We start from the raw sequence: 18,342 nt of genomic DNA on the forward strand, positions 1-18,342 counted from the left end.
GCGTCGCTCGACGAGATTGAGGCGACGACGCAGAGACAGCCGCTTCCGGCCTCCGCATCGCCGTCCGCGGAAACGTCGTTCGCGCCGCGAGCCGCCGCCGTGGATGCGCGCCTGGATTCCGTCGCATCGTATGATCTGGATCGTGCTCCCGTGCGGTCGGCGTCGTCTGCGCTCGAGATGCAGACGCAGACCCAGTCACTCGCGCGAAGCTCGGACGAGAGCGCTCTGGAGGCGCCGATCGCTCGCACGAGCGCATTCGCGCCGTTCGATTTGCGTGCTCCCGCGCGTCCATCAGCTCCCGCGTCTTCGCAAACCAATGCGCCAACTCCAACGGCGGACCCCGCTGCAACGCTTTCCTCGGCGCAAATCGATTCGGCTAGAGGCGAGAACGCTTACGCGCCATCCGTGTCATCGAGCCCCGCCTCGGCGCCTCGCGCGGCGCAGACATCCTCGGATGACAGCGCTCTTGCAGCCGCTGATCGATCTTCGGTCGCGCAGGGACGGCGCGCCGCGGTTGCGCTCTCGTCTGTCGATTTGCAGGGAGACGCTTTCGCAGCGGCTGCTCCGCGTTCACCAGATGTCGCGATCGAGGAGAGATCGTCCGACTCTCCAGAATCGACGCCTTCAGTCGCCTCCAATTTTGGCGCTCGGTCGTTCGCGCCCTTCGAGCTTCGCGGCGATGTGGCGCCGTCGGCTTCCGATCTCCTTCGGCAGGCTCGATCGACGAGCGTTTCTTCGCAATCCGAGCTCGCGCCCTCGACGTTCTATGCGGCTCCTGCTCCTGATATGCGCGGGAGTCCGTCCGACGATCTCGGCGGCGTCTCAGTCGCGCAAGCAGACAAAACGAGTGTCGTCGCTCCGTCGGCGCGCATCGAGATCGGTCCCTCGGCCTCAGCTGTTTCGCCATACGAAACGCCAACGACGTTGACGCCGTTCGATCCGCGTGACCCCGTGGTTGAAGCTGTTCCGACTTCGACGCGCGCTTATACGCGCGCTGCTTCGCCCAGCACGGAAATCGCCGCCGACATCGGCGCACGCTCTACCTCGGACAGCGCCGAGCCGACTGTGCAGGACACATCAACGCGCGCGGCGGCGTTCCAATCGCGCGCCTATGGCGAGGTGACGACCGCGGACGCTTCCGCCCGTCGGCAGGCGACGTCTTTCGAAACCTCTGATCGTAGCCGAAGCGATGTTCCTGCGACATTGGTCGATGTCGATGATCGGCGCTCGGACTGGATGGGGACGACGAGCGCCACATCGACGCGCGCGTCCAGTTTCACCGGCGGAACGTTGGATCGAAGCGCGCAAGTCGACCGAACCGCTCGCGCCGCGACCGAGGCGCCGGTTGCGGATACGTCGAGCCCGTCGCTGTCGATGCTGCAGCAGGATGCGGCGACCGCCGACACGGCCGCGTCGCAGCGAAATGTCGCGACCGCAGCTACCACACCCGATTCGCAGATTTCGAGCGAAAGGCGCCGTTCGACGCCTGCCGCGGACGTCGCTCGGTCCGTCGCCGCCGCATCGCGCGCCGCGCCATCCCCTGCTGCGAGCGCCGCAGACCCCAGCGTTCCGCAGCAGGTTGTGCGGCGATCGTCGGATGCCGGCGCCTCGCAGTCCGCGCCGACTCCCGCCTCGAGCGCGCCTGCCGATCGTGGGCGAGCGCGAGATCTTTCTTTCATAGAGTCGATCGACGATCGCGCGCCCGCATCGGCGCTGGCGGATCACATCCAGAGCGATGATCGAGCGCCGGCCGCATCGACAGGCGCGGCGCAGATCCAATCCTCTTCGGCTCCCGCCAGTGGCGATGCGCCGCGCGCGGCCATCGTTGCGTCGGGCGCCGCGCCGACCGCATCCGCGCCACAGCGCGATCGTATGAGCGCCGTTCGGTCGAGCGATCGAATCTCGGCCAATGATCGGCGCGCGAGCGCATCGACCGTGGCGGAGTCCGTCGATCCCACCACTGTCGCAACTTCATTCGGCGATGCGCGCAGCGTGGAAGCCGCTTCATCCAGCGGCGACGGAAGTTCGGATCGCCGCCCCGCGGCGGCGACCGCCGATCGGCCGGCGCCGTCCGTCGAAATGAGAGCCGCGACATTCGACGCGCGTGACAATGTGGCGACGCCGACGACAGCGTCTGCTGTGACGGGCGATGCGCCGAATGTCTCCGCAGCGCCGAGCGCGGCGACGGTCGATGACGGAGCAGGCGCCGCTGCGCCGGAGCCGATCGGAACGCTCGCCATTCTCGCGCCTGCGACACAATTGCCGACGGCTTTCGCCGAGCTGCTCGCGCCGCAAGCGCGCAGCCTGATCGCTTCTGCTTCTCTGGCGCCTTCGGCTACGGTAACGGCGGCGCCCGCCGCGAACGTCGGCGAAGCGCAGCGGCAGAACGTTGCGCCCAAAATTCTGACCATAGAGCTCGAGCCTGCGGCGCTCGGCGCGGTCACTGTGAAGATGAAGCTGGCGCATTCGGGAATAGACATGCGCATCAGCGTCGAATCGACCGAGGCGCTGCACCGGCTCGATGCGACGCGCGAGAAGCTCGTCGAGGCGATGCAGTCGTCCGGCTGCACCATCGACTCCTGCACCATTCAGATCGGCCAGAGCGTCGCCGACGCCGCCAATGCGCAAGCCGCGTCCGATAATGGCGGCGCCTTTGCGCAATCGGGCGGAGCCGGACGCGAGGAGCAGAGCGTCGGTCGACAGGGAGCGGGCTATGGGGGATCGGGCGGTGAGCGCAGGCAAGGCGCGGGCGCGGAGAATGGCGAGCGGGGGCCGAATGGCGAGCCTCGCCGCGTCGCTGATCGCCGTGGCGGCGACGTCTATCTGTGAGGCGCACGCCGAGGGCCGGCCGACATCGAGCAATATTTGCGAAAGGGAGATGATCCGCGCCTCCAATGAGAATGCGGTTCCTCTCGCAGTGCTCTATGCGGTGGCGCTCACCGAGACCGGGCAAAAGGGCGCGCTCAACGCTTTCGCGATGAATGTCGAGGGGCGGGCGGTGTTCAGCGCCGATTTCCGCGAGGCAATGATGCGATTTCTCGCGGCGAAGCGTTCCGGCGCCGTGCTCATCGATATCGGCTGCATGCAGGTCAATCATCACTATCACGGCGCGCGCTTCGCCAGCGTCGAGGCGATGTTCGATCCGCGCGCAAACGTCGATTATGCGGCGCGCTTTCTCAAGGATCTTCACAAGCGGGAAGGGACATGGACCTCCGCCGTCGCGCGCTATCACGCAGGGCCGAAGAATGCGCCGGCGCAGAAGAGCTATGTGTGCGCGGTGATCGCCAATATGATCGCCAGCGGCTTCGGCGCCTGGACCGACGCCTCGCGCGATTTCTGCCGCCCGCGGCGTGAGGCCGCGTCGCGCTGAGCGGGGCCGGCGCTCAGCGTCGCTCGCCCTCGACCGCGGCGCGATGCAGATAGGACGCGAAAGCGTCGAATATCTTGCGCATCTGCGGCGGCTTGTAAGGGAACACGTCTACGGGGTCCATGTCGTGGACCAGCAGCGTGTGATCGACCTTGAAGACGACCAGCTCGCCGCTCTCCGTCTCTGCGCAATCCACGCCGAAATAGGTGAGGCCGACGCATTCGACCAGCGCCTCGAAGGCGCCGGAATGGCGCGTCACGAAGTCGGTGTCGAAGGTCGCGAAGAAATGCTCCTCCTCGCGCCGGCGCCGCAGGTCTGCTTCCATTCGCGCATCGACATAGGAGCCGTTCCAGCCTTCGGAGACCGCGAGATGGCAGGCGTAGGGGCGCCGGTCGATAAACAGCAGGCGAATTTTTCGATAGAGACCGTCCTGTCCACGGCAATCCACGAATGGCGACACGAGATAGGCCCGGTCCGAGCGCTTCCCGAGATAGAGGCCGAGGCCGAGCGCCGTGTCGACTTTCTCGGCGCCGCGCTCATTGCGCTGCTCGATCGCGCGGATGACGATCGGAAAGCTTCCGTCGGCCTCGCTCGCCTCCGCGACGTCGCGCAGCTCGTTGTGCAGCATGCGACGCAGATTTGGCGTGCGCAGCCCGGCTTCCGTCAGATTGGCGGCGAGTTCGATCGGCTCCAGCATGGAGACGCGGCCGGGAAGGTTGACGACCGGCGTCGGCCAATAGGCGAGCAGATCCTCGAGCTCGGCGAGCAGGCGACGATTGAGGGTCGTCGCCGCGATCGCGACAAAGGCGAGATCATGATCCGGCAGGACGGTGGGCAGCTCGCGGCCGGGCATCACATAGACCATCGTCAAGGCGATGTCGGAGCCTTCCAGCAGAAATTCGAGCGGCGTGTTGGCGCCTATGTCGGCGGCGGCGACGAATGCGAGAACGCGCAATCTCGGATTGGCGCCGCAGCAGGTGCTGCGGAACACGCGCTGCTTGCTCAGCGCCATGGCCTGCCGCTTCAATCCGGTCGCGAGATTGCCCTCGAGCTGATCGATGACCGCGAGATCCATCAGCGCGCCGGCGTGGTTCGGGTCGCGCTCGCACATGCCGAGCAGGCGGCCGGCGACACGGCTCAGATCGACGCCGGCGAAAGCCAGCCGCGTCAGCTTGGCGAGGCCGATCGGCAGCGCATTCATGGGATCCGACGATTGCTCGATACGCATAAATTCACCGTCTGTCCGCTCCGATCGCTCAACGGAACTCGGCGCATCCTTCGCCATCGACGCGCCTCGCGTCCGATGCGATAGCTAACGATCCAAGATTTCCCGAAGCTTGTCGAAATTTCGAAGCTCGATTCAACTTTGCTCGATTTTGAGCTATCCATTTCTAGTTCATCGATTCGAGGAACGATCGCATGGTTGACGCTCCGACATATCGCTCCGATGGCCCGCGCCGCGCGTCGCCGCTCGGCAAGCCGAAGGTCGCGCCGCCGCATCTCTTCGCGGAGCGCCGCACGCCGCCGACGCGCCCGACGCGCGATATCGGCGAGCTCGCCTTGCGCACTGTCGGGGTCGCTCTCGCGGTCGTGTCGACGGCCTTCGCCGGCTATATGATTTCGGATGCGGAGCGGCGGCCGCAATTCGCCGGTCTCGAGCATCTCGCCATCTACAGCCGCCCCACGGTCATCGCCTCCAAGCGCATTCAGACGCAGATCGCCGATCAGCGCGGCAAGGTCGACTTCACGCCCGTCGGCTCGATCGGCGAGCCGCAATCGGAGGCGGGCGTTCCCGGATTCACGCTGCTCAGCGTGCGATCGGGAGTCGCTCTGCTGCAGACCCCGAATGCGATCATCAAAGTATCGCCGGGCGATCTCGTGGAGGGGCTCGGCCGCGTCACCGCGCTGGAGCGTCGCGGCGAGAAATGGGCGCTGGTCTCCAGCGCCGGAGTCGTCATCGGCGAGTGATCAGCGCCGCGCGGCGCGCGCATTGGCTCGCGCGACGGCCTGATCGATCTGCGCGTTGAACTCCGCGAGCAGGCGCTCCGCTTGCCGCGCGCGCGATTTCTCCTGCCGATCCGGGTGGCAGGCCCAGGCGAGCCGCCGCCGTAGCGCGCCGAGCTTCGCAATCGAGCCTTCGGCGCGCAAGAGCTCGACGAGAACCTCCTCACGCTCCGGCAGCCGCGCGGCTTTCGGCTGCGGCGGCGCGGGCGGAGGCTCCTGCGGTATTGCGGGATCGGCTCCATAAGCGCGGGATATTCGCGCCGCGCGATCTTCCTGCGATAGCGGCGATGGCGCCGCCTTCTCGCGCAGCAGCGTTCCCATCGGCGGGGGACGCACAGGCCCGGCGTCTCGCTCCGTGGGGCGGGGCGTTTTTTCCAGGCTATCGAGGATCGTCGCGAAATTCGTCATGGTCCCGAGCCGCAAGCAGGGCCGGGATCATGACCGCGAAGGAGTGAAAGATTGGTTGATCGGGCGAGCGCGCAGCGCCGTTCAGCCGTGCGTCGCGTGCTGCAGCCTGTCGGCCACCTCGCGGAAGGGGTCGACGCTCGGCGGCGATTGCGGCGACTGCGTCAGCGCCTCATAGAGCTTGGGAACGAGCTGCACGGCCTGGTCCAGCTCCATGTCGGCGCCGCGCTGATAGCCACCGAGCATGCGCAGATCGCGCGTGTCCTCATAGCGCGACACGAGCGCGCGCAGCTTCTGGATGAGATGCCGTTGCTCCGGCTTCCAGGCGTGATGCGCGAGGCGCGAGATCGAGGCCTTGAGATCGATCGCCGGATAGCGCCCTTGCTCGGCGATGGCGCGGTCGAGCACGATATGGCCGTCCAGCGTGCCGCGCACGCAATCGGCGATCGGATCATTGTGATTGTCGCCGTCGACCAGCACGGAATAGACGCCGGTGATCGATCCGCGCCCTTCCTCGCCGGGGCCGGCGCGCTCGAGCAGGCGCGGAATATCGGCGAATATGCTCGGCGTGTAGCCATGCGCGACCGGCGGCTCGCCAGCGGCCAAGGCCACCTCGCGCGAGGCATGCGCGAAGCGGGTCACCGAATCGACGATCAGCAGGACGTTGCGGCCGATGTCGCGAAAATATTCAGCTATGGTGGTCGCGGTCAGCGGCGCGAGACGCCGCATCATCGGGCTCTCGTCGCCGGTGGCGACGACGACGATCGATTCGCTCGCCTGTCCGGCCAGCACCTCGTCCAGAAATTCCCGTACCTCGCGACCGCGCTCGCCGACGAGGCAGATCACCACCGTGTCGAAGCCCGGCGCCCGCGCCAGCATGGCCAGCAAGGTGGATTTGCCGACGCCGGAGCCGGCGAAAATGCCAATTCGCTGGCCGGCGCAGATCGGCGTGAAGCAATCGACGGCTTTGACGCCGGTGCGCACGGGCACGCTCACACGGCCGCGGCGCATCGCCTTTGGCGCGGAGGCGTCGACGTCGAAGGCGGTGTCGCCGTCGGAGAGCGCGCCGCGCTCGTCGATGGGGTGCGCAAAAGCGTCGAGAACGCGCCCCGCCCAATCGGGGCTGGGCGCGACCGCGATCGGCCCCGTGCGATAGGCCGGCGAGTTGAGGCCGATGCGCACGCGATTGTCGAAGGATTTGACGATCGCGCCGTCCTTGCCGACGCGCACCACCTGTCCCAGCGCGCCGTCCGGCGGCGCGCCGATGCGCACGCATTCGCCGAGCTCGACGAAATCGGAGAGGCCGCTGACGCGGCAATGTGACGGCGTCACCTCGGTCACGAGGCCGAAGACGCGAATGTGATCGGCGCGGCGCTGGTCGCGCTCGACCGCGGCGCGCAGGCGCTGTAGCGAGGTCATGAGCCCCCGAGCGTGCGAATGGCCTCACGCTGCGAGCTGTCGAGCATGTCGTTCATCGAGCTCACGCTGTCGAAAGCGCGCGATGTGGCGATCAGCTTGGCCATCTCGTGAATCGGATTGACGTTGGAGCCCTCGATAAAACCCTGCTGCACGCCATTGCGGACGAAATCGAGCACCGCTGTCGCTGGCTTGGAGGGAATGAGGCTGGCGTTGGGGCCGCGGGTCAAATCCGCGGACTCGTCGAGGGTGAAGAGGCCGACGGCGCCCACCTGGCGACCGCTCTGCGTGATCATGCCGTCGCGCGAGATCATCGGCGGGCCGCCATTGGGATCGAGCACGACGGCGGAATTGCCCGCGTCGAGAATCGGAAAGCCAGAGACTGTCTGCAGATCGCCGGTCTCCGTCATGCGCATGCGGCCGTCGCGCGTGTAGGCGGTCCCGTTCGGCGTCCGTATGGCGAAATAGCCATTGCCCACTATGCCGATATCATAAGGATCGCCGGTCTTGGTGAGCTCGCCGACGGCGCGCGAGACGAAATCCTTGCCGGCCGACACATAGGCGGTCTTGCTCGTGTCCGTTTGGGAGACGACCTGCTGAAAGCTCACGCCATCGGCGCGATAGCCCGGCGTCGCTGCGTTGGCGATATTATTGGCGAGTGTCTCCAGCCGCTTGTCGACGGAGACTTGCGCCGAAAGCGACACGTAAAAGGCCGATTGCATGTTGTCGAGGTCCGTGCCTGCGCTGCGGCCGCATCGCGCCGCTCCGTCATGAAGCTGCCCGGTTTTGCTTGCGTGAAGCTGAAAGAAAATGTCAGCCTCGCGCAAGGGAGGGTGACTAATTCGTTAATACGAATTTCCATCGGGAGACTGGCGTCATGGGCTTTCTCGTCGGGCTGATCATCACGATGGGCTGCATGTTCGGAGGCTTCGCCGCGCTGGGCGGCCATTTGATCGTCCTATGGCAGCCATGGGAGTTCGTGATCATCATGGGCTCCTCGCTCGGCACTTTCGTCGTCGCCAATCCGACCAAGGTGATCATGGACACGGGCAAGGCGCTCGGCCAGGCGGTCATGGACAAAGGCCCCAAGCATCGCGACTTTCTCGACATACTCGGCCTGCTGCACGCTCTGATGCGCGAATTGCGCAGCAAGCCGCGCAACGAGGTCGAGGCGCATGTCGACAATCCGGCGGAATCGAAGATATTCACGGCGTTTCCGAAGGTGCTCGCCAATAAGGAAATGACCACCTTCATCTGCGATTACTGCCGTCTCTTCATCATTGGCAATGTCCGCACCTTCGAGATCGAGGCGCTGATGGACGAGGAGATCGCCGCCATTCGCTACGATCGGCTGAAGCCGTATCATGCGCTGACCTCGGTCGGCGACGGCCTGCCGGCGCTGGGTATCGTGGCGGCCGTGCTCGGCGTCATCAAGGCGATGGGCGCGCTGGATCAATCGCCGGAGCTGCTCGGCGGCCTCATCGGCGCCGCCATGGTCGGCACATTCGCCGGCATCTTCGTTTCCTACGGCATCGTCACGCCGCTCGCCTTCAAGGTGAAGGTCGCGCGCAGCAAGGAATGCCACCTCTATGTCATCGTCAAGCAGACGCTGCTCGCCTTCATGAATGGCGCGATGCCGCAGGTGGCGGTCGAGCACGGACGCAAATCCATTCCCGCCTATGAGCGTCCCTCGATCGACGAGGTCGAGAATGAGACGCTCTCCGGCGGCGCCGCCGCCGAGGCGGCGTGATCGATATGAGCATGGACGGCGTCGTCGAATTCGCCTCGCAGGGAGTGAGGGAGCGTCTGCTCTCGGGCGGTGGCCCCTCGCTCGATCGCATGCCGCTGTTGCGCGCGGTGTTCGACGCCATGGCGTCGCAGATGCAAGATTCGATGCGTGGTCTCGCCGAAGGCGCGATGCAATTCGTCATCGAGACAATGACGGTCGCGCGGTCCGGCGAGATAGCGCTCGAGACGGAGCGCGCCGCGCTCGCCGCATCCTATGTCGCGGGCGCCGATCCAGAAGCCAAGACGACCATCGCCGCCGACCGGCGCTTCGTGTTCACGCTGCTCGAGGGATTGTTCGGCTCCGACGGTTCAGAGCCGCCTTATGACGCGGAGCGCGAGCTCACGGCGATCGAGACGCGCGTCGGCATGCTGGCCTTCTCGCGCATCACCAATTCATTGCAGGCGGCTTTCGCCGCGCTCGTCGGAGCGCGCTTCACGCTCGAGCCGGCGGAGGCTCGGGCCGAACCCGCAGGAGCCGCGCGCAAGAGCAGCGGCTTCAGCGTCGTTTGCCGGTGCCGGCTGCGCGCCTTCGGAACCGAGGGCGCGCTGCTCATCGCCATTCCGCAGGCGACGCTCGATCCGATGCGCGACGCCTTGTCGCAAGAAGCGCCGACTTCGGCGCCGGCGACGGATCCGCAATGGGCGAAGCGGATGAAAGAGCGTGTGACCGAGACCGAGGTGACGCTGAGCGCAGTGATGGAGAAGGCCGATCTCACGCTCGCCGATGTCGCGCGCTTCGAGGTCGGCCAGGTCATCGAGCTGCCGGTGTCGCCGACAGGCCTCGTCGCGCTGATGTGCGAAGGCCAGTCGCTGTTCTGGTGTGAGATCGGCCAGAAAGACGGCTCCTACACGATACGCATCGACGATTTCGTCGATCAGCAGCAGGAATTCATCGACGACGTGCTGCGCGGATGAGCGCTGGCGCGATTGCGGCGTCGACAATGGAGAGATCGACATGGGTGAGTTCGATTTGGAGAGCTCCAAGAGCGAGGAGCTCGAGAGGCTGATCGGCGGCTCGCGCGCGATCGGCGAAGATCTGATGATGGAAGAGCGTGTGCGCGAGCCCGAGATCGACGCGCGCAAGTTCGAATCGATTCTGCGCATTCCGGTCGTCATGCAGGTGGTGATCGGCTCCGTGACCATGCCGGTCTCCAATCTGCTGAAGCTCGGGCGCGGCGCCATCGTGCCGCTGGACCAGAAGATCGGCGAGCCGGTCGATGTCGTCGTCAACGGGCGTCTCATCGCGCGCGGCGAGGTGGTCGTGGTCGAGGACGACAATACGCGCTTCGGGGTCTCGCTCACCGAGATCATCGAGCCCGGGAGCGGCGCGCGGCGCATGTGACGGAGGCGGGAGCCCGCGATGACCAATCTGATTGCGGCCGATGCAGGCCGCACGCTCAACGGCCCGGAAAAAGTCGCGGCGCTGCTGTTGTCGGTCGACAAGGATGTGGCGCAGCGCGTCCTCAAGCATTTCGATCGGAACGAGCTGCGGCAGATCACCAAATTCGCGGCCGGCCTCGGCGCGGTCCCGGCGAGCACGATCGAGCCGCTCATCGAAGATTTCATGTCGCAGCTCGAGAGCGGGGGCTCTGATCTGCGTGGCACGGCGGGCGAGGCGGAAAAGCTGCTGGCCGGCGTGATACCGCCCGATCAGATCGCCGAGATCATGTCAGATGTGCTCGGCAGCTCCAACAGCGCCGTGTGGGATCGTGTCGGCGCCGCGCCGGAGGCGACCTTCATCGAATATCTGGCCATGGAGCATCCGCAAACGGCTGCGTTGACGCTGTCGCGGATCGATCCGACGCGCGCCGCCAAGACGCTGTCCGTGCTGCCTCCCGATTTCCGCGACGATGTGATGCGCCGCATGCTGTCGTCCAAGCCCGTCACCGATGAGGCGCTCCGGCTGGTGGAGACGACATTGCAGGAAGATCTCCTGCAGAATTCGGCGGCCACCGCCTCGGCCGCGAAGAACGCCAAGCTCGCGGCGATCATCAACAAGATGGAGCGCGAGCATGCCGAAGGCGTGCTGCGCAGCCTCTCCGAACGCCGCCCGCGCGACGCCGAAGCGCTGAAGGGCATGCTGTTCAACTTCGAGGACATCACCAAGCTCAATGTCCGCGCCCGCATGATTCTGTTCGACGCCATTCCCGCCGATCGCGTCATTCTGGCGCTGCGCGGCGCAGAGGTGGACGTTCGCGACTTCGTGCTCGCGGCGCTCTCCGCGCGCACGCGGCGCATGGTGGAGGCCGAGCTCTCCAGCGGCGCGTCGCCGTCGCGTCGCGATATCATGGAGGCGCGCCGCGTCATCGCCGACACGGTTCTGCGGCTCGCAGAGCAGGGCAAGATCGATTTGTCCAACGCCGCTCCGGAGGAGGCCGCCGAATGACGGCCTCTGATCGATGAGCGATACGGAAGACGACGAATCACGAACAGAAGAGGCGTCAGAGAAGAAGATTCTCGACGCGCTCGAGCAAGGCAAGACTCCCGTATCGCGCGATCTGTCGGTCGCCACGCTCTTTCTCACCTTTCTGCTCTGTTCCGTCTTCGTCGTTCAGACGGTCGGCCCGCAGCTCGCCAGCGCGCTGGGGCTGATGCTCGGCAATGTCGGCCAATTCGCGGTCGCCAATGGCGCCGACGCGTATATGCAATCGCGGGTGGTGGTGCTGGAGACCGCGCGATTTCTGACGCCGATTCTCGGGATGTTCATCGTCTCGGCGCTTGTCGCAGCTTTCATTCAGGGCTCGCCGCGCCTCGTCTTCCAGCGTATCGAGCCCGATCTCTCGCGCATCTCGCCGCGTGAGGGGCTGAAGCGCATCTTCAGCGTCACGGGCCTCGTCGAGCTCGCCAAATCGGTGGCGAAAATCATCATCATCGCAGGCGCGGTCATCTTTTCGCTCAATGTCGACCGCGGGCTCATCACCGATGCGATGCGCGTCGAGCCCGGCCAGGTGCCCGGCCTGCTGCTCAAGCTCGTCATTCGCCTCACCAGTGTCGTTTGCATTCCGGTCGTCCTGCTGGCCATGGCGGATTTCGCCTGGAGCCGCATGAAGTGGCGTCGCGACATGCGCATGAGCCGCCAGGAGCTCAAGGAGGAGCATCGGCAATCGGAAGGCGATCCGATGATGAAGGCGCGCCTGCGCTCCATCGCGCTGGATCGCTCGCGCAAGCGCATGATGGCGGCGGTTCCGCGCGCGACCTTCGTCATCGCCAATCCGACCCATTACGCGATCGCTCTGCGCTATGTGCGCGAGGAGGGCGGCGCGCCGCTCGTCGTCGCCAAGGGAACCGATCTCGTCGCGCTCAAGATCAGAGAGATCGCCGAGGCGAACGGCGTTCCCGTGCTCGAGCGTCAGGCGCTCACGCGCGCGATGTACGATCTTGTCGATGTCGATAAGATGATCCCGTCGGAATTCTATCGTCCGATCGCGGAGCTCATTCATTTTCTGCACAACAGTGGCCAGGCGTCGCGTCCTGCGTCTCGCTGATTGCTGGCGGAAGTCCAGCTTGACGCAAGACCGAACGGCTAATTTTCCGTTACCAAATCTGCGCGAGGCATCATGGTCGAGCCTGTTTATCTCTTCGATCTCGTCGAAAAGCAGCGGAGCTGGCTTTCTGCGCGTCAATCGGTGGTCGCTCAGAACATCGCCAACGCGAACACGCCCGGCTACAAGGCGGTCGATGTCGCGCCTTTCTCCAAAGTTCTGGATCATAGCGCATTGGAGCTCGCGGGCACCAATGGTCTGCATATTCAGACAGCGGCTTTCGATCCACGCGCGTCCTCGCCGAAGGAAGGCGCGAATTGGGAGACGAGCCTCTCCGGCAATTCGGTCAGCCTCGAGCAGGAAATGATGAAGGCGGGCCAGATTCGTGGCGCCTTCTCGCTCAGCACCAGCATCATGAAGTCGTTCCACGGAATGTGGATGGCGACGTTGAAGGGATAATGCGAGATGGATGCTCTCGAAGCCTCCATGAAAATCTCCGGCGCGGGTCTCGAGGCGCAATCCTCTCGCCTGCGCATCGTCGCGGAGAATATGGCCAATGCGCGCTCCACGGGCCAGACCGCGGGCGCTAATCCTTACGTGCGCAAGACTGTCACCTTCGCCAATGAGCTGGATCGCGCGAGCGGCGCCGAGCTTGTTCATGTCGGCGCGGTCGGCATCGATCGCACGCCGTTTCGCGTCGAGCATGATCCGGGCAATCCGGCTGCGGACAAGGACGGCAATGTGAAGTTTCCGAATGTGAACATTCTCACCGAAGTGGCCGATATGCGCGAGGCCAATCGCGCCTATGAGGCCAATCTCCAAGTCATGAAGCAGACGCGCGATCTGCTCTCCATGACGGTCGATCTGCTGAAGGGAAGCCAATGATCGGACTCGTCCCCGGAATCGTCGCCTCCGTCGCTTCCAACGCCGGCGTCTCGGCGCTGAGCGGCGCGACGAAGAGCGCAGCCGCTTCGTCTGTCGACGGAGCGTCCTTCTCGCAAGTGCTCGATCAGCTCACGACGGATGTCGTCGACAAGGTGAAGTCGAGCGAGGCGACCTCCATCGCCAGCGTGCAGGGCAAAGCCTCTGTGCAGCAGGTCGTGGATGAGATCATGTCCGCCGAGCGGGCCTTGCAGACGGCGATCGCGGTGCGCGACAAGGCGGTCGGCGCCTATCAGGAAATCAGCCGGATGACGATTTGAACAAGGATCGGTAGAACCATGCGAGCGCTCGCCATCGCGGCCACGGGCATGAACGCCCAGCAGCAGAATATCGAAGTTCTCTCCAACAATATCGCCAATATCAACACGACCGCGTTCAAGCGCTCCCGCGCGGAATTCACCGATCTGCTCTATCAGGCGGACCGGCTTCAAGGCGTGTCCAACCGCGGCCGTGACGCGACGATTCCGGAAGGCTCGCAGACCGGCCTCGGCGTGCGCCTCGCGGCGATCCGCAGCCTGCAGACGCAAGGCTCGCTGTCGCAGACGGGCAATCAGCTCGATCTCGCGCTGCAAGGCCGCGGCTGGTTCCAGATCGTCGGCGCCGACAGCGAGACTGTGTATACCCGCGCCGGCTCGTTCAGCACCAACGCCAATGGACAATTGGTGACGGGCGACGGCTATCTGGTGACGCCGACCATCGTCATTCCCAATAACGCCACCGCGATCACCGTCAATCAATCGGGCATTGTCTCGGCGACCATCGGCGGGCAGACGACTCCGCAGCAGCTCGGCCAATTGACGATCGCCAATTTCGCCAATGAATCGGGCCTCGAGGCGTTGGGCGGCAATCTCTTCCGCCAGACGGTCGCCTCCGGCGCGCCGGTCGTCGGCGTGCCGGGCGATCCTGGCTTCGGCACGATCAGCCAATATTATCTCGAGAGCTCGAATGTCGATCCGGTCAAGGAGCTCGTCAATCTCATCTCCGCGCAGCGCGCCTTCGAGCTCAGCTCCAAGGTGATCCAAGCGGTGGACGAGATGGAAGGTACTGTCTCGAAGGGAATCAGATGATGCGGCCGCCGCGGCTCGTCGTTCTCGTGCTGGCCGCGGTCGCCTGCGGCCTCTCGCCGCTCGGCGCGGAGGAGCGCATGCTCCCCGTGCCGCTGGGCGTCATCTATCCCGGCGACGTCATTCGTGAATCCATGCTCGGCGAGCGCGCCTTCGGCTTCGGCGGCGGCGCCGATGGCTCGGTCGCGGAGACCAAAGGCGCGCTCATCGGCAAGGTCGCGCGGCGCACGCTGCTGCCGGACCGTCCGGTTCCGACGATCGCCGTCGATGCGCCCAAGGTCGTCACAATAAATGCGTCGGTGAAGATCGTCTTCAATGAAGGCGGCATGGTCATCATCGCTTACGGCTCGGCTCTGCAGGCCGGCTCCGTCGGCGATCTCATCCGCGTGCGCAATCAGGACAGCGGGCTCGTCGTCACCGGCCGCGTGCAGGCGGATGGCTCCATCCGCGTGAGCGAGGGCTGATGCGCAGGCTCGTCGCGATCGCTCTGCTCGTGCTGATGAGCGCGCCGGCGCTCGCTTCGGTGCGGCTCAAGGACATCACCTTTCCGCGCGGCGTGCGGGAATATCAGCTGCTCGGCTATGGCCTCGTCGTCGGCCTGCAAGGCACGGGCGACACGCTGCGCAATGCGCCTTTCACCGAGCAATCCGTTTCCTCCATGCTGGATCGCCTCGGAGTCAATGTGCGCAACAGCTCGCTGCGCACGCGCAATCTCGCCGCGGTGATGGTGACGGCGGCGCTGCCGCCCTTCGTCGGCTGGGGCTCGACGATCGACATCACCGTTTCCGCAATGGGCGACGCGACGTCATTGATGGGCGGGACGCTGCTGCTCACCTCGCTCACCGGCATAGACGGCAATGTCTATGCGATCGCGCAAGGGCCGATCGCGGTCTCGGGCTTCGCCGTCGGCGGCCAGAACGAGACGTTGACGCATGGCGTCGCGACTGTGGGGCGCGTGCCCAATGGCGCGACGATCGAGCGTGAGGCGCCGCGTCCCTCCGGCGAGGATGGCGCGCTGATGCTGGAGCTGCGCAATCCGGATTTCCAGACGGCGGTGCAAATCGTCGATGCGATCAACCGCTACTCGCAGGCGAAATATCATCAGCGCATCGCGCGCGAGCGCGACAATCGCACCATCGCGCTGACGACGACGCGCGGCGGCGCGACGCGCCTGCTTGCCGAGATCGGCGAATTGCGCGTCGAGCCGAGCACGCCTGCGCGCGTCGTCATAGACGAGCGCACCGGCACTGTGGTGATCGGCCAGGATGTGAAGATCTCGCCCGTCGCATTGACGCATGGCGGCCTCACCGTGCGCATCAATGAGACGCCGGAGGTCTCGCAGCCGGCGCCTTTCTCCAATGGCAGGACGACTGTGACCACCCAGACGCGCATCACTGCGACCGAGGAGGTCGGCGGCGTCGCCACGCTGGAAGGGCCGACATTGCGCACGCTGGTGCGCGGGCTCAATCAGATCGGGCTGAAGCCGACAGGAATCATCTCGATCCTGCAGGCGATCAAGACGGCCGGCGCCTTGCAGGCGGACCTCATCATTCAATGAGACTCAGTGTGGGCGGCTCGCGCGCAAGGCGCTCTCCAACGCCATAATGACTGGGATGATGGCGCTCTTCTCACGTTGCGCCGCGGAATAGAGCTCGGCGCCATCTGTGTGCTCGATCTTCTGCAGAGCCTCTAGCTGACGCTCGAGGCTCTCGAGCAGCGTCGCTGCGTCGATGCGCTCGAGCGTGAGCGAAAGCTCGATCTGATCGCCCATATTCTCCTCCGCTATGCGATCGGCCGCCACGCCTCATTTGGGCGCGGAGCCCGTCCCGCGGTAGGGGCGTCAATGCGCGCGTTGATGGCCGGCTAGGAGGGCGTCAGCGGGAGGTCGCGCTCGCGCGTGTGACCGTTGTTGCGCTTTCCCGAGGCCATGGGCCTGAAATAGCCCGGCCGCGGCGGCGAGGCCGCAGCGAGCGAATGTCATGGAAGGTCCTGGTCGGGAATAGGCGAGAACGCGACAGTCGCGACGCAACGCGTTGAATCGTCGAGAGCGAATCTATCGATGCGTCGCCGCTTCGCCATTGGGGGATTTGCGCAGCGCTGCGCCTAGATAACCTAATAGATTCAAGCGATTGTGCAATAATCATACGCTACCGACGTGGCGTCGCCGAGTGGCCGCCGCGTAGCTTTCGAAGGGCTCTGCGGCCGGATTGCGGATCGGCGAAACTTCAAAGATAATCGCCACGACGCTCGAGCGTGAGCGTTCGAAAGAACCGAGGGGCCTCGGATGCAGGCCCGACCGGCGAATCTGATTGAGGCCCGCAAAGGGAATTCGAGCGTTGTTTTCGCTCCCGCTCTCAGGCTCGCCCAAGCGAGTGAGAGAGCAAGAAAATGGCAAAGAATTCCCTGATCGCTCTGTTGCAGGAAAAGCTCGATTCGGCGCGCCGCGAATTGCGGGCGGCTTCGGTCGATTTCGAGGTTTCGGACGAGCAGCTGCTGGATCTGCGGGCGAGCGCGCGGCAGATCTTCCTCGAGCTCAAGGAGCAGGATCGCCAGGTCACGCAAAAAGGTCTGCTCGCCGCGTTGAAATTCTGGTGAGCGGCGAGGGGCGGCGGAAAATCCTACTGATGGGCTAGCAAGGCGCCCCCATTTGCATTTAAATGCAGGACACGATCATCGGCGGCCGCGATAAATCGATACGTTCAGTGACGATGCGCGCGCCGCCGGATCATGAGGAAACGACCATGAAGCTCAAAACCGCCGCTCTCACGCTCGCTTTCGGCGGCGCGCTTTTCGCCTCGACAATGGCCCGCGCCGATGACCGGCTCGACCGGGCGTCCACCCACGTCGAGGAAGCGATCACTCAGATCAAGCTGAAGGATACCGGGCTTCTCGCCTATCATGCCGATCTCGCGCTGGAGAAGGCCGAGTCGCTGCAGAAGTTCAAGCCCGACGCGCATCTCGCCGCTGCGATCGACCATCTGAAGGCCACCATCGACGAGGCCCGCCAGAACCATCTCGCTCAGGCCGCCGAGCATGTGAAGGCCGCCGATGCGGAGCTCAAGCAGGTCGCGAAGTAATTTCTCGCCCCTGGTCGGCGCGCCCCCTCTTCGGGGGCGCGCTGCTGATTTTTCATGCCTTTCCGCCCCGATAGAGCACCAGCTCCGGCCGTCCCGACGCGGCGGGACGCACCACGCGGCGACCGACCGGCTCCGACAGACGAAAATGCGCCTCGCTCGGCGCGATCACGCGAAAAGACGTCAGCCGCAGCGGATTGGCGGGCGCGACGCCGAGCCAGCGCGGACGGCGCGCGGGCGCGATGGCGCCGAGAACGCGGGAATGCGTCTTGCCGAAATGACGCAACGGCAGCAGCAGCAGCTCGAGCTCCAAGACGTCGCCCTCGTCGCCGGCGCGTCCCTCGACTCCAGCGACAACCGGAGCCACGCCGTCGATGACGGTCAGCATGACCGAGGCGAGCGTGCGGCGGTCCTCGGGAGACCACAGATCGAGAAAGGACTTCCCCTTCTGCTCGTCGAGCCAGAGCGCGTTCAGCCGTGTGCCGCAGAGGCGGATCGGAAAGCGGCCCGCTTCGTCGATCTCGATGATGAAGGAATCGGGCAGCGCCTCGCGAATTTCCGCCGGGTCGATCTCGGACCGCTCGGGCGCCGATCGCGCCCCTTTCAAGCGGCTCCAATAGGCGTAGAGTTGCTGGTTGACCTTGTGTCTCATTTTGTTTCCAAAACGGCGTATCGTGAAGGACTTTGCGTCGAATCGGCGCGCCCTGCCGCCCGCCCCCGAGCGGCGAGAGCTGAAGAGCAGGCGGCATGCCAGCGGCAAGAAATCGGTAACCACGCGCAATGGCTCCGGCGAGCCGAGG

22 protein-coding genes are annotated in these 18,342 nt (G+C 65.2%); 16 read left to right on the forward strand and 6 right to left on the reverse strand.

The window, feature by feature from the left end; genetic code table 11:
• Nucleotides 1–1,065: 1,065 nt before the first annotated feature.
• Together METLW3_RS28720 and METLW3_RS0106230 are read left to right on the forward strand one after the other, a co-directional pair.
• Nucleotides 1,066–2,829: a flagellar hook-length control protein FliK gene (locus tag METLW3_RS28720; RefSeq protein WP_198022747.1), complete on the forward strand. Its 1,764-nt coding sequence runs from the start codon at nt 1,066–1,068 to the stop codon at nt 2,827–2,829.
• Nucleotides 2,777–3,370 carry a transglycosylase SLT domain-containing protein gene (locus tag METLW3_RS0106230; protein ID WP_024879107.1) on the forward strand — a complete coding sequence of 198 codons (594 nt, stop codon included), beginning with the start codon at nt 2,777–2,779 and terminating at the stop codon, nt 3,368–3,370. Before METLW3_RS28720 ends, METLW3_RS0106230 begins: the two co-directional genes overlap by 53 nt.
• Before the next feature lie 13 nt (nt 3,371–3,383).
• On the opposite strand, the gene METLW3_RS0106235 is transcribed toward METLW3_RS0106230, so the two are convergent.
• Entirely contained in the window at nt 3,384–4,568 is a 1,185-nt protein-coding gene (locus tag METLW3_RS0106235; protein WP_024879108.1) for a hypothetical protein, read from the reverse strand.
• A 218-nt stretch (nt 4,569–4,786) separates the two neighbouring features.
• On the opposite strand from METLW3_RS0106235, the gene METLW3_RS0106240 reads away from it, so the two are divergent.
• Complete coding sequence (locus METLW3_RS0106240; RefSeq protein ID WP_024879109.1) at nt 4,787–5,335, forward strand: hypothetical protein; 549 nt, start codon at nt 4,787–4,789, stop codon at nt 5,333–5,335.
• On the opposite strand, the gene METLW3_RS0106245 is transcribed toward METLW3_RS0106240, so the two are convergent.
• From METLW3_RS0106245 to flgF, 3 genes are all read right to left on the reverse strand, one after another.
• Nucleotides 5,336–5,779 carry a hypothetical protein gene (locus tag METLW3_RS0106245; protein ID WP_064032915.1) on the reverse strand — a complete coding sequence of 148 codons (444 nt, stop codon included), beginning with the start codon at nt 5,777–5,779 and terminating at the stop codon, nt 5,336–5,338.
• 81 nt (nt 5,780–5,860) lie between these two features.
• Nucleotides 5,861–7,195 (reverse strand): flagellar protein export ATPase FliI, encoded by a 1,335-nt coding sequence (fliI, locus tag METLW3_RS0106250; RefSeq protein ID WP_024879111.1) that lies wholly within the window; start codon nt 7,193–7,195, stop codon nt 5,861–5,863.
• Entirely contained in the window at nt 7,192–7,914 is a 723-nt protein-coding gene (gene flgF / locus METLW3_RS0106255; protein ID WP_024879112.1) for a flagellar basal-body rod protein FlgF, read from the reverse strand. The genes fliI and flgF overlap by 4 nt, the downstream gene beginning before the upstream one ends.
• Before the next feature lie 155 nt (nt 7,915–8,069).
• On the opposite strand from flgF, the gene motA reads away from it, so the two are divergent.
• The 11 genes from motA to flgI all read left to right on the forward strand — a co-directional run bounded on the left by motA (nt 8,070) and on the right by flgI (nt 16,026).
• Nucleotides 8,070–8,942 carry a flagellar motor stator protein MotA gene (motA, locus tag METLW3_RS0106260; RefSeq protein ID WP_024879113.1) on the forward strand — a complete coding sequence of 291 codons (873 nt, stop codon included), beginning with the start codon at nt 8,070–8,072 and terminating at the stop codon, nt 8,940–8,942.
• A gap of 5 nt (nt 8,943–8,947) precedes the next feature.
• The gene (locus METLW3_RS0106265) at nt 8,948–9,895 is read left to right on the forward strand and encodes a FliM/FliN family flagellar motor switch protein (protein ID WP_024879114.1); all 948 of its coding nucleotides are present in this window, start codon (nt 8,948–8,950) and stop codon (nt 9,893–9,895) included.
• Between the two features lie 124 nt (nt 9,896–10,019).
• Complete coding sequence (fliN, locus tag METLW3_RS25210; protein ID WP_036309317.1) at nt 10,020–10,322, forward strand: flagellar motor switch protein FliN; 303 nt, start codon at nt 10,020–10,022, stop codon at nt 10,320–10,322.
• Nucleotides 10,323–10,340: 18 nt separating this feature from the next.
• On the forward strand, nt 10,341–11,366 hold the full coding sequence (locus METLW3_RS0106275; RefSeq protein WP_024879116.1) for a FliG C-terminal domain-containing protein: 1,026 nt from the start codon (nt 10,341–10,343) through the stop codon (nt 11,364–11,366).
• Between the two features lie 13 nt (nt 11,367–11,379).
• Nucleotides 11,380–12,465 (forward strand): EscU/YscU/HrcU family type III secretion system export apparatus switch protein, encoded by a 1,086-nt coding sequence (locus METLW3_RS0106280; RefSeq protein WP_024879117.1) that lies wholly within the window; start codon nt 11,380–11,382, stop codon nt 12,463–12,465.
• Between the two features lie 72 nt (nt 12,466–12,537).
• Entirely contained in the window at nt 12,538–12,921 is a 384-nt protein-coding gene (flgB, locus tag METLW3_RS0106285) for a flagellar basal body rod protein FlgB (protein WP_024879118.1), read from the forward strand.
• A gap of 6 nt (nt 12,922–12,927) precedes the next feature.
• Nucleotides 12,928–13,347 (forward strand): flagellar basal body rod protein FlgC, encoded by a 420-nt coding sequence (gene flgC / locus METLW3_RS0106290; RefSeq protein ID WP_024879119.1) that lies wholly within the window; start codon nt 12,928–12,930, stop codon nt 13,345–13,347.
• Complete coding sequence (locus tag METLW3_RS0106295) at nt 13,344–13,664, forward strand: flagellar hook-basal body complex protein FliE (RefSeq protein ID WP_024879120.1); 321 nt, start codon at nt 13,344–13,346, stop codon at nt 13,662–13,664. The genes flgC and METLW3_RS0106295 overlap by 4 nt, the downstream gene beginning before the upstream one ends.
• Nucleotides 13,665–13,682: 18 nt before the next feature.
• A complete protein-coding gene (gene flgG, locus METLW3_RS0106300; RefSeq protein WP_024879121.1) occupies nt 13,683–14,471 on the forward strand; it encodes a flagellar basal-body rod protein FlgG in 789 nt (262 codons plus the stop codon).
• Nucleotides 14,468–14,932, forward strand: coding sequence for a flagellar basal body P-ring formation chaperone FlgA (gene flgA / locus METLW3_RS0106305; RefSeq protein WP_024879122.1), 465 nt, complete (start codon nt 14,468–14,470; stop codon nt 14,930–14,932). The genes flgG and flgA overlap by 4 nt, the downstream gene beginning before the upstream one ends.
• Complete coding sequence (gene flgI / locus METLW3_RS0106310; protein ID WP_036290264.1) at nt 14,932–16,026, forward strand: flagellar basal body P-ring protein FlgI; 1,095 nt, start codon at nt 14,932–14,934, stop codon at nt 16,024–16,026. Before flgA ends, flgI begins: the two co-directional genes overlap by 1 nt.
• A 3-nt stretch (nt 16,027–16,029) precedes the next feature.
• Here flgI and METLW3_RS0106315 read toward each other — a convergent pair whose 3' ends face one another.
• Nucleotides 16,030–16,239 (reverse strand): hypothetical protein, encoded by a 210-nt coding sequence (locus tag METLW3_RS0106315; protein WP_036308698.1) that lies wholly within the window; start codon nt 16,237–16,239, stop codon nt 16,030–16,032.
• A gap of 617 nt (nt 16,240–16,856) precedes the next feature.
• On the opposite strand from METLW3_RS0106315, the gene METLW3_RS0106320 reads away from it, so the two are divergent.
• On the forward strand, nt 16,857–17,063 hold the full coding sequence (locus METLW3_RS0106320; protein ID WP_024879125.1) for a hypothetical protein: 207 nt from the start codon (nt 16,857–16,859) through the stop codon (nt 17,061–17,063).
• Between the two features lie 146 nt (nt 17,064–17,209).
• Nucleotides 17,210–17,545 (forward strand): small metal-binding protein SmbP, encoded by a 336-nt coding sequence (smbP, locus tag METLW3_RS0106325; RefSeq protein ID WP_024879126.1) that lies wholly within the window; start codon nt 17,210–17,212, stop codon nt 17,543–17,545.
• Nucleotides 17,546–17,597: 52 nt separating this feature from the next.
• Here the strand turns inward: smbP and METLW3_RS0106330 are convergent, their stop codons facing one another.
• Nucleotides 17,598–18,194: a PAS domain-containing protein gene (locus METLW3_RS0106330; protein WP_024879127.1), complete on the reverse strand. Its 597-nt coding sequence runs from the start codon at nt 18,192–18,194 to the stop codon at nt 17,598–17,600.
• Between the last annotated feature and the right edge of the window lie 148 nt (nt 18,195–18,342).

Source organism: Methylosinus sp. LW3 (assembly GCF_000527115.1).
Taxonomy (GTDB): domain Bacteria; phylum Pseudomonadota; class Alphaproteobacteria; order Rhizobiales; family Beijerinckiaceae; genus Methylosinus.

Coding starts and splice junctions, on each gene's coding strand:
- METLW3_RS0106230 (WP_024879107.1), top strand. CDS start 2,777: ATGGCGAGCCTCGCCGCGTCGCTGATCGCCGTGGCGGCGACGTCTATC.
- METLW3_RS0106235 (WP_024879108.1), bottom strand. CDS start 4,568: ATGAATGCGCTGCCGATCGGCCTCGCCAAGCTGACGCGGCTGGCTTTC.
- METLW3_RS0106240 (WP_024879109.1), top strand. CDS start 4,787: ATGGTTGACGCTCCGACATATCGCTCCGATGGCCCGCGCCGCGCGTCG.
- METLW3_RS0106245 (WP_064032915.1), bottom strand. CDS start 5,779: ATGACGAATTTCGCGACGATCCTCGATAGCCTGGAAAAAACGCCCCGC.
- fliI (WP_024879111.1), bottom strand. CDS start 7,195: ATGACCTCGCTACAGCGCCTGCGCGCCGCGGTCGAGCGCGACCAGCGC.
- flgF (WP_024879112.1), bottom strand. CDS start 7,914: ATGCAATCGGCCTTTTACGTGTCGCTTTCGGCGCAAGTCTCCGTCGAC.
- motA (WP_024879113.1), top strand. CDS start 8,070: ATGGGCTTTCTCGTCGGGCTGATCATCACGATGGGCTGCATGTTCGGA.
- METLW3_RS0106265 (WP_024879114.1), top strand. CDS start 8,948: ATGAGCATGGACGGCGTCGTCGAATTCGCCTCGCAGGGAGTGAGGGAG.
- fliN (WP_036309317.1), top strand. CDS start 10,020: ATGATGGAAGAGCGTGTGCGCGAGCCCGAGATCGACGCGCGCAAGTTC.
- METLW3_RS0106275 (WP_024879116.1), top strand. CDS start 10,341: ATGACCAATCTGATTGCGGCCGATGCAGGCCGCACGCTCAACGGCCCG.
- METLW3_RS0106280 (WP_024879117.1), top strand. CDS start 11,380: ATGAGCGATACGGAAGACGACGAATCACGAACAGAAGAGGCGTCAGAG.
- flgB (WP_024879118.1), top strand. CDS start 12,538: ATGGTCGAGCCTGTTTATCTCTTCGATCTCGTCGAAAAGCAGCGGAGC.
- flgC (WP_024879119.1), top strand. CDS start 12,928: ATGGATGCTCTCGAAGCCTCCATGAAAATCTCCGGCGCGGGTCTCGAG.
- METLW3_RS0106295 (WP_024879120.1), top strand. CDS start 13,344: ATGATCGGACTCGTCCCCGGAATCGTCGCCTCCGTCGCTTCCAACGCC.
- flgG (WP_024879121.1), top strand. CDS start 13,683: ATGCGAGCGCTCGCCATCGCGGCCACGGGCATGAACGCCCAGCAGCAG.
- flgA (WP_024879122.1), top strand. CDS start 14,468: ATGATGCGGCCGCCGCGGCTCGTCGTTCTCGTGCTGGCCGCGGTCGCC.
- flgI (WP_036290264.1), top strand. CDS start 14,932: ATGCGCAGGCTCGTCGCGATCGCTCTGCTCGTGCTGATGAGCGCGCCG.
- METLW3_RS0106315 (WP_036308698.1), bottom strand. CDS start 16,239: ATGGGCGATCAGATCGAGCTTTCGCTCACGCTCGAGCGCATCGACGCA.
- METLW3_RS0106320 (WP_024879125.1), top strand. CDS start 16,857: ATGGCAAAGAATTCCCTGATCGCTCTGTTGCAGGAAAAGCTCGATTCG.
- smbP (WP_024879126.1), top strand. CDS start 17,210: ATGAAGCTCAAAACCGCCGCTCTCACGCTCGCTTTCGGCGGCGCGCTT.
- METLW3_RS0106330 (WP_024879127.1), bottom strand. CDS start 18,194: ATGAGACACAAGGTCAACCAGCAACTCTACGCCTATTGGAGCCGCTTG.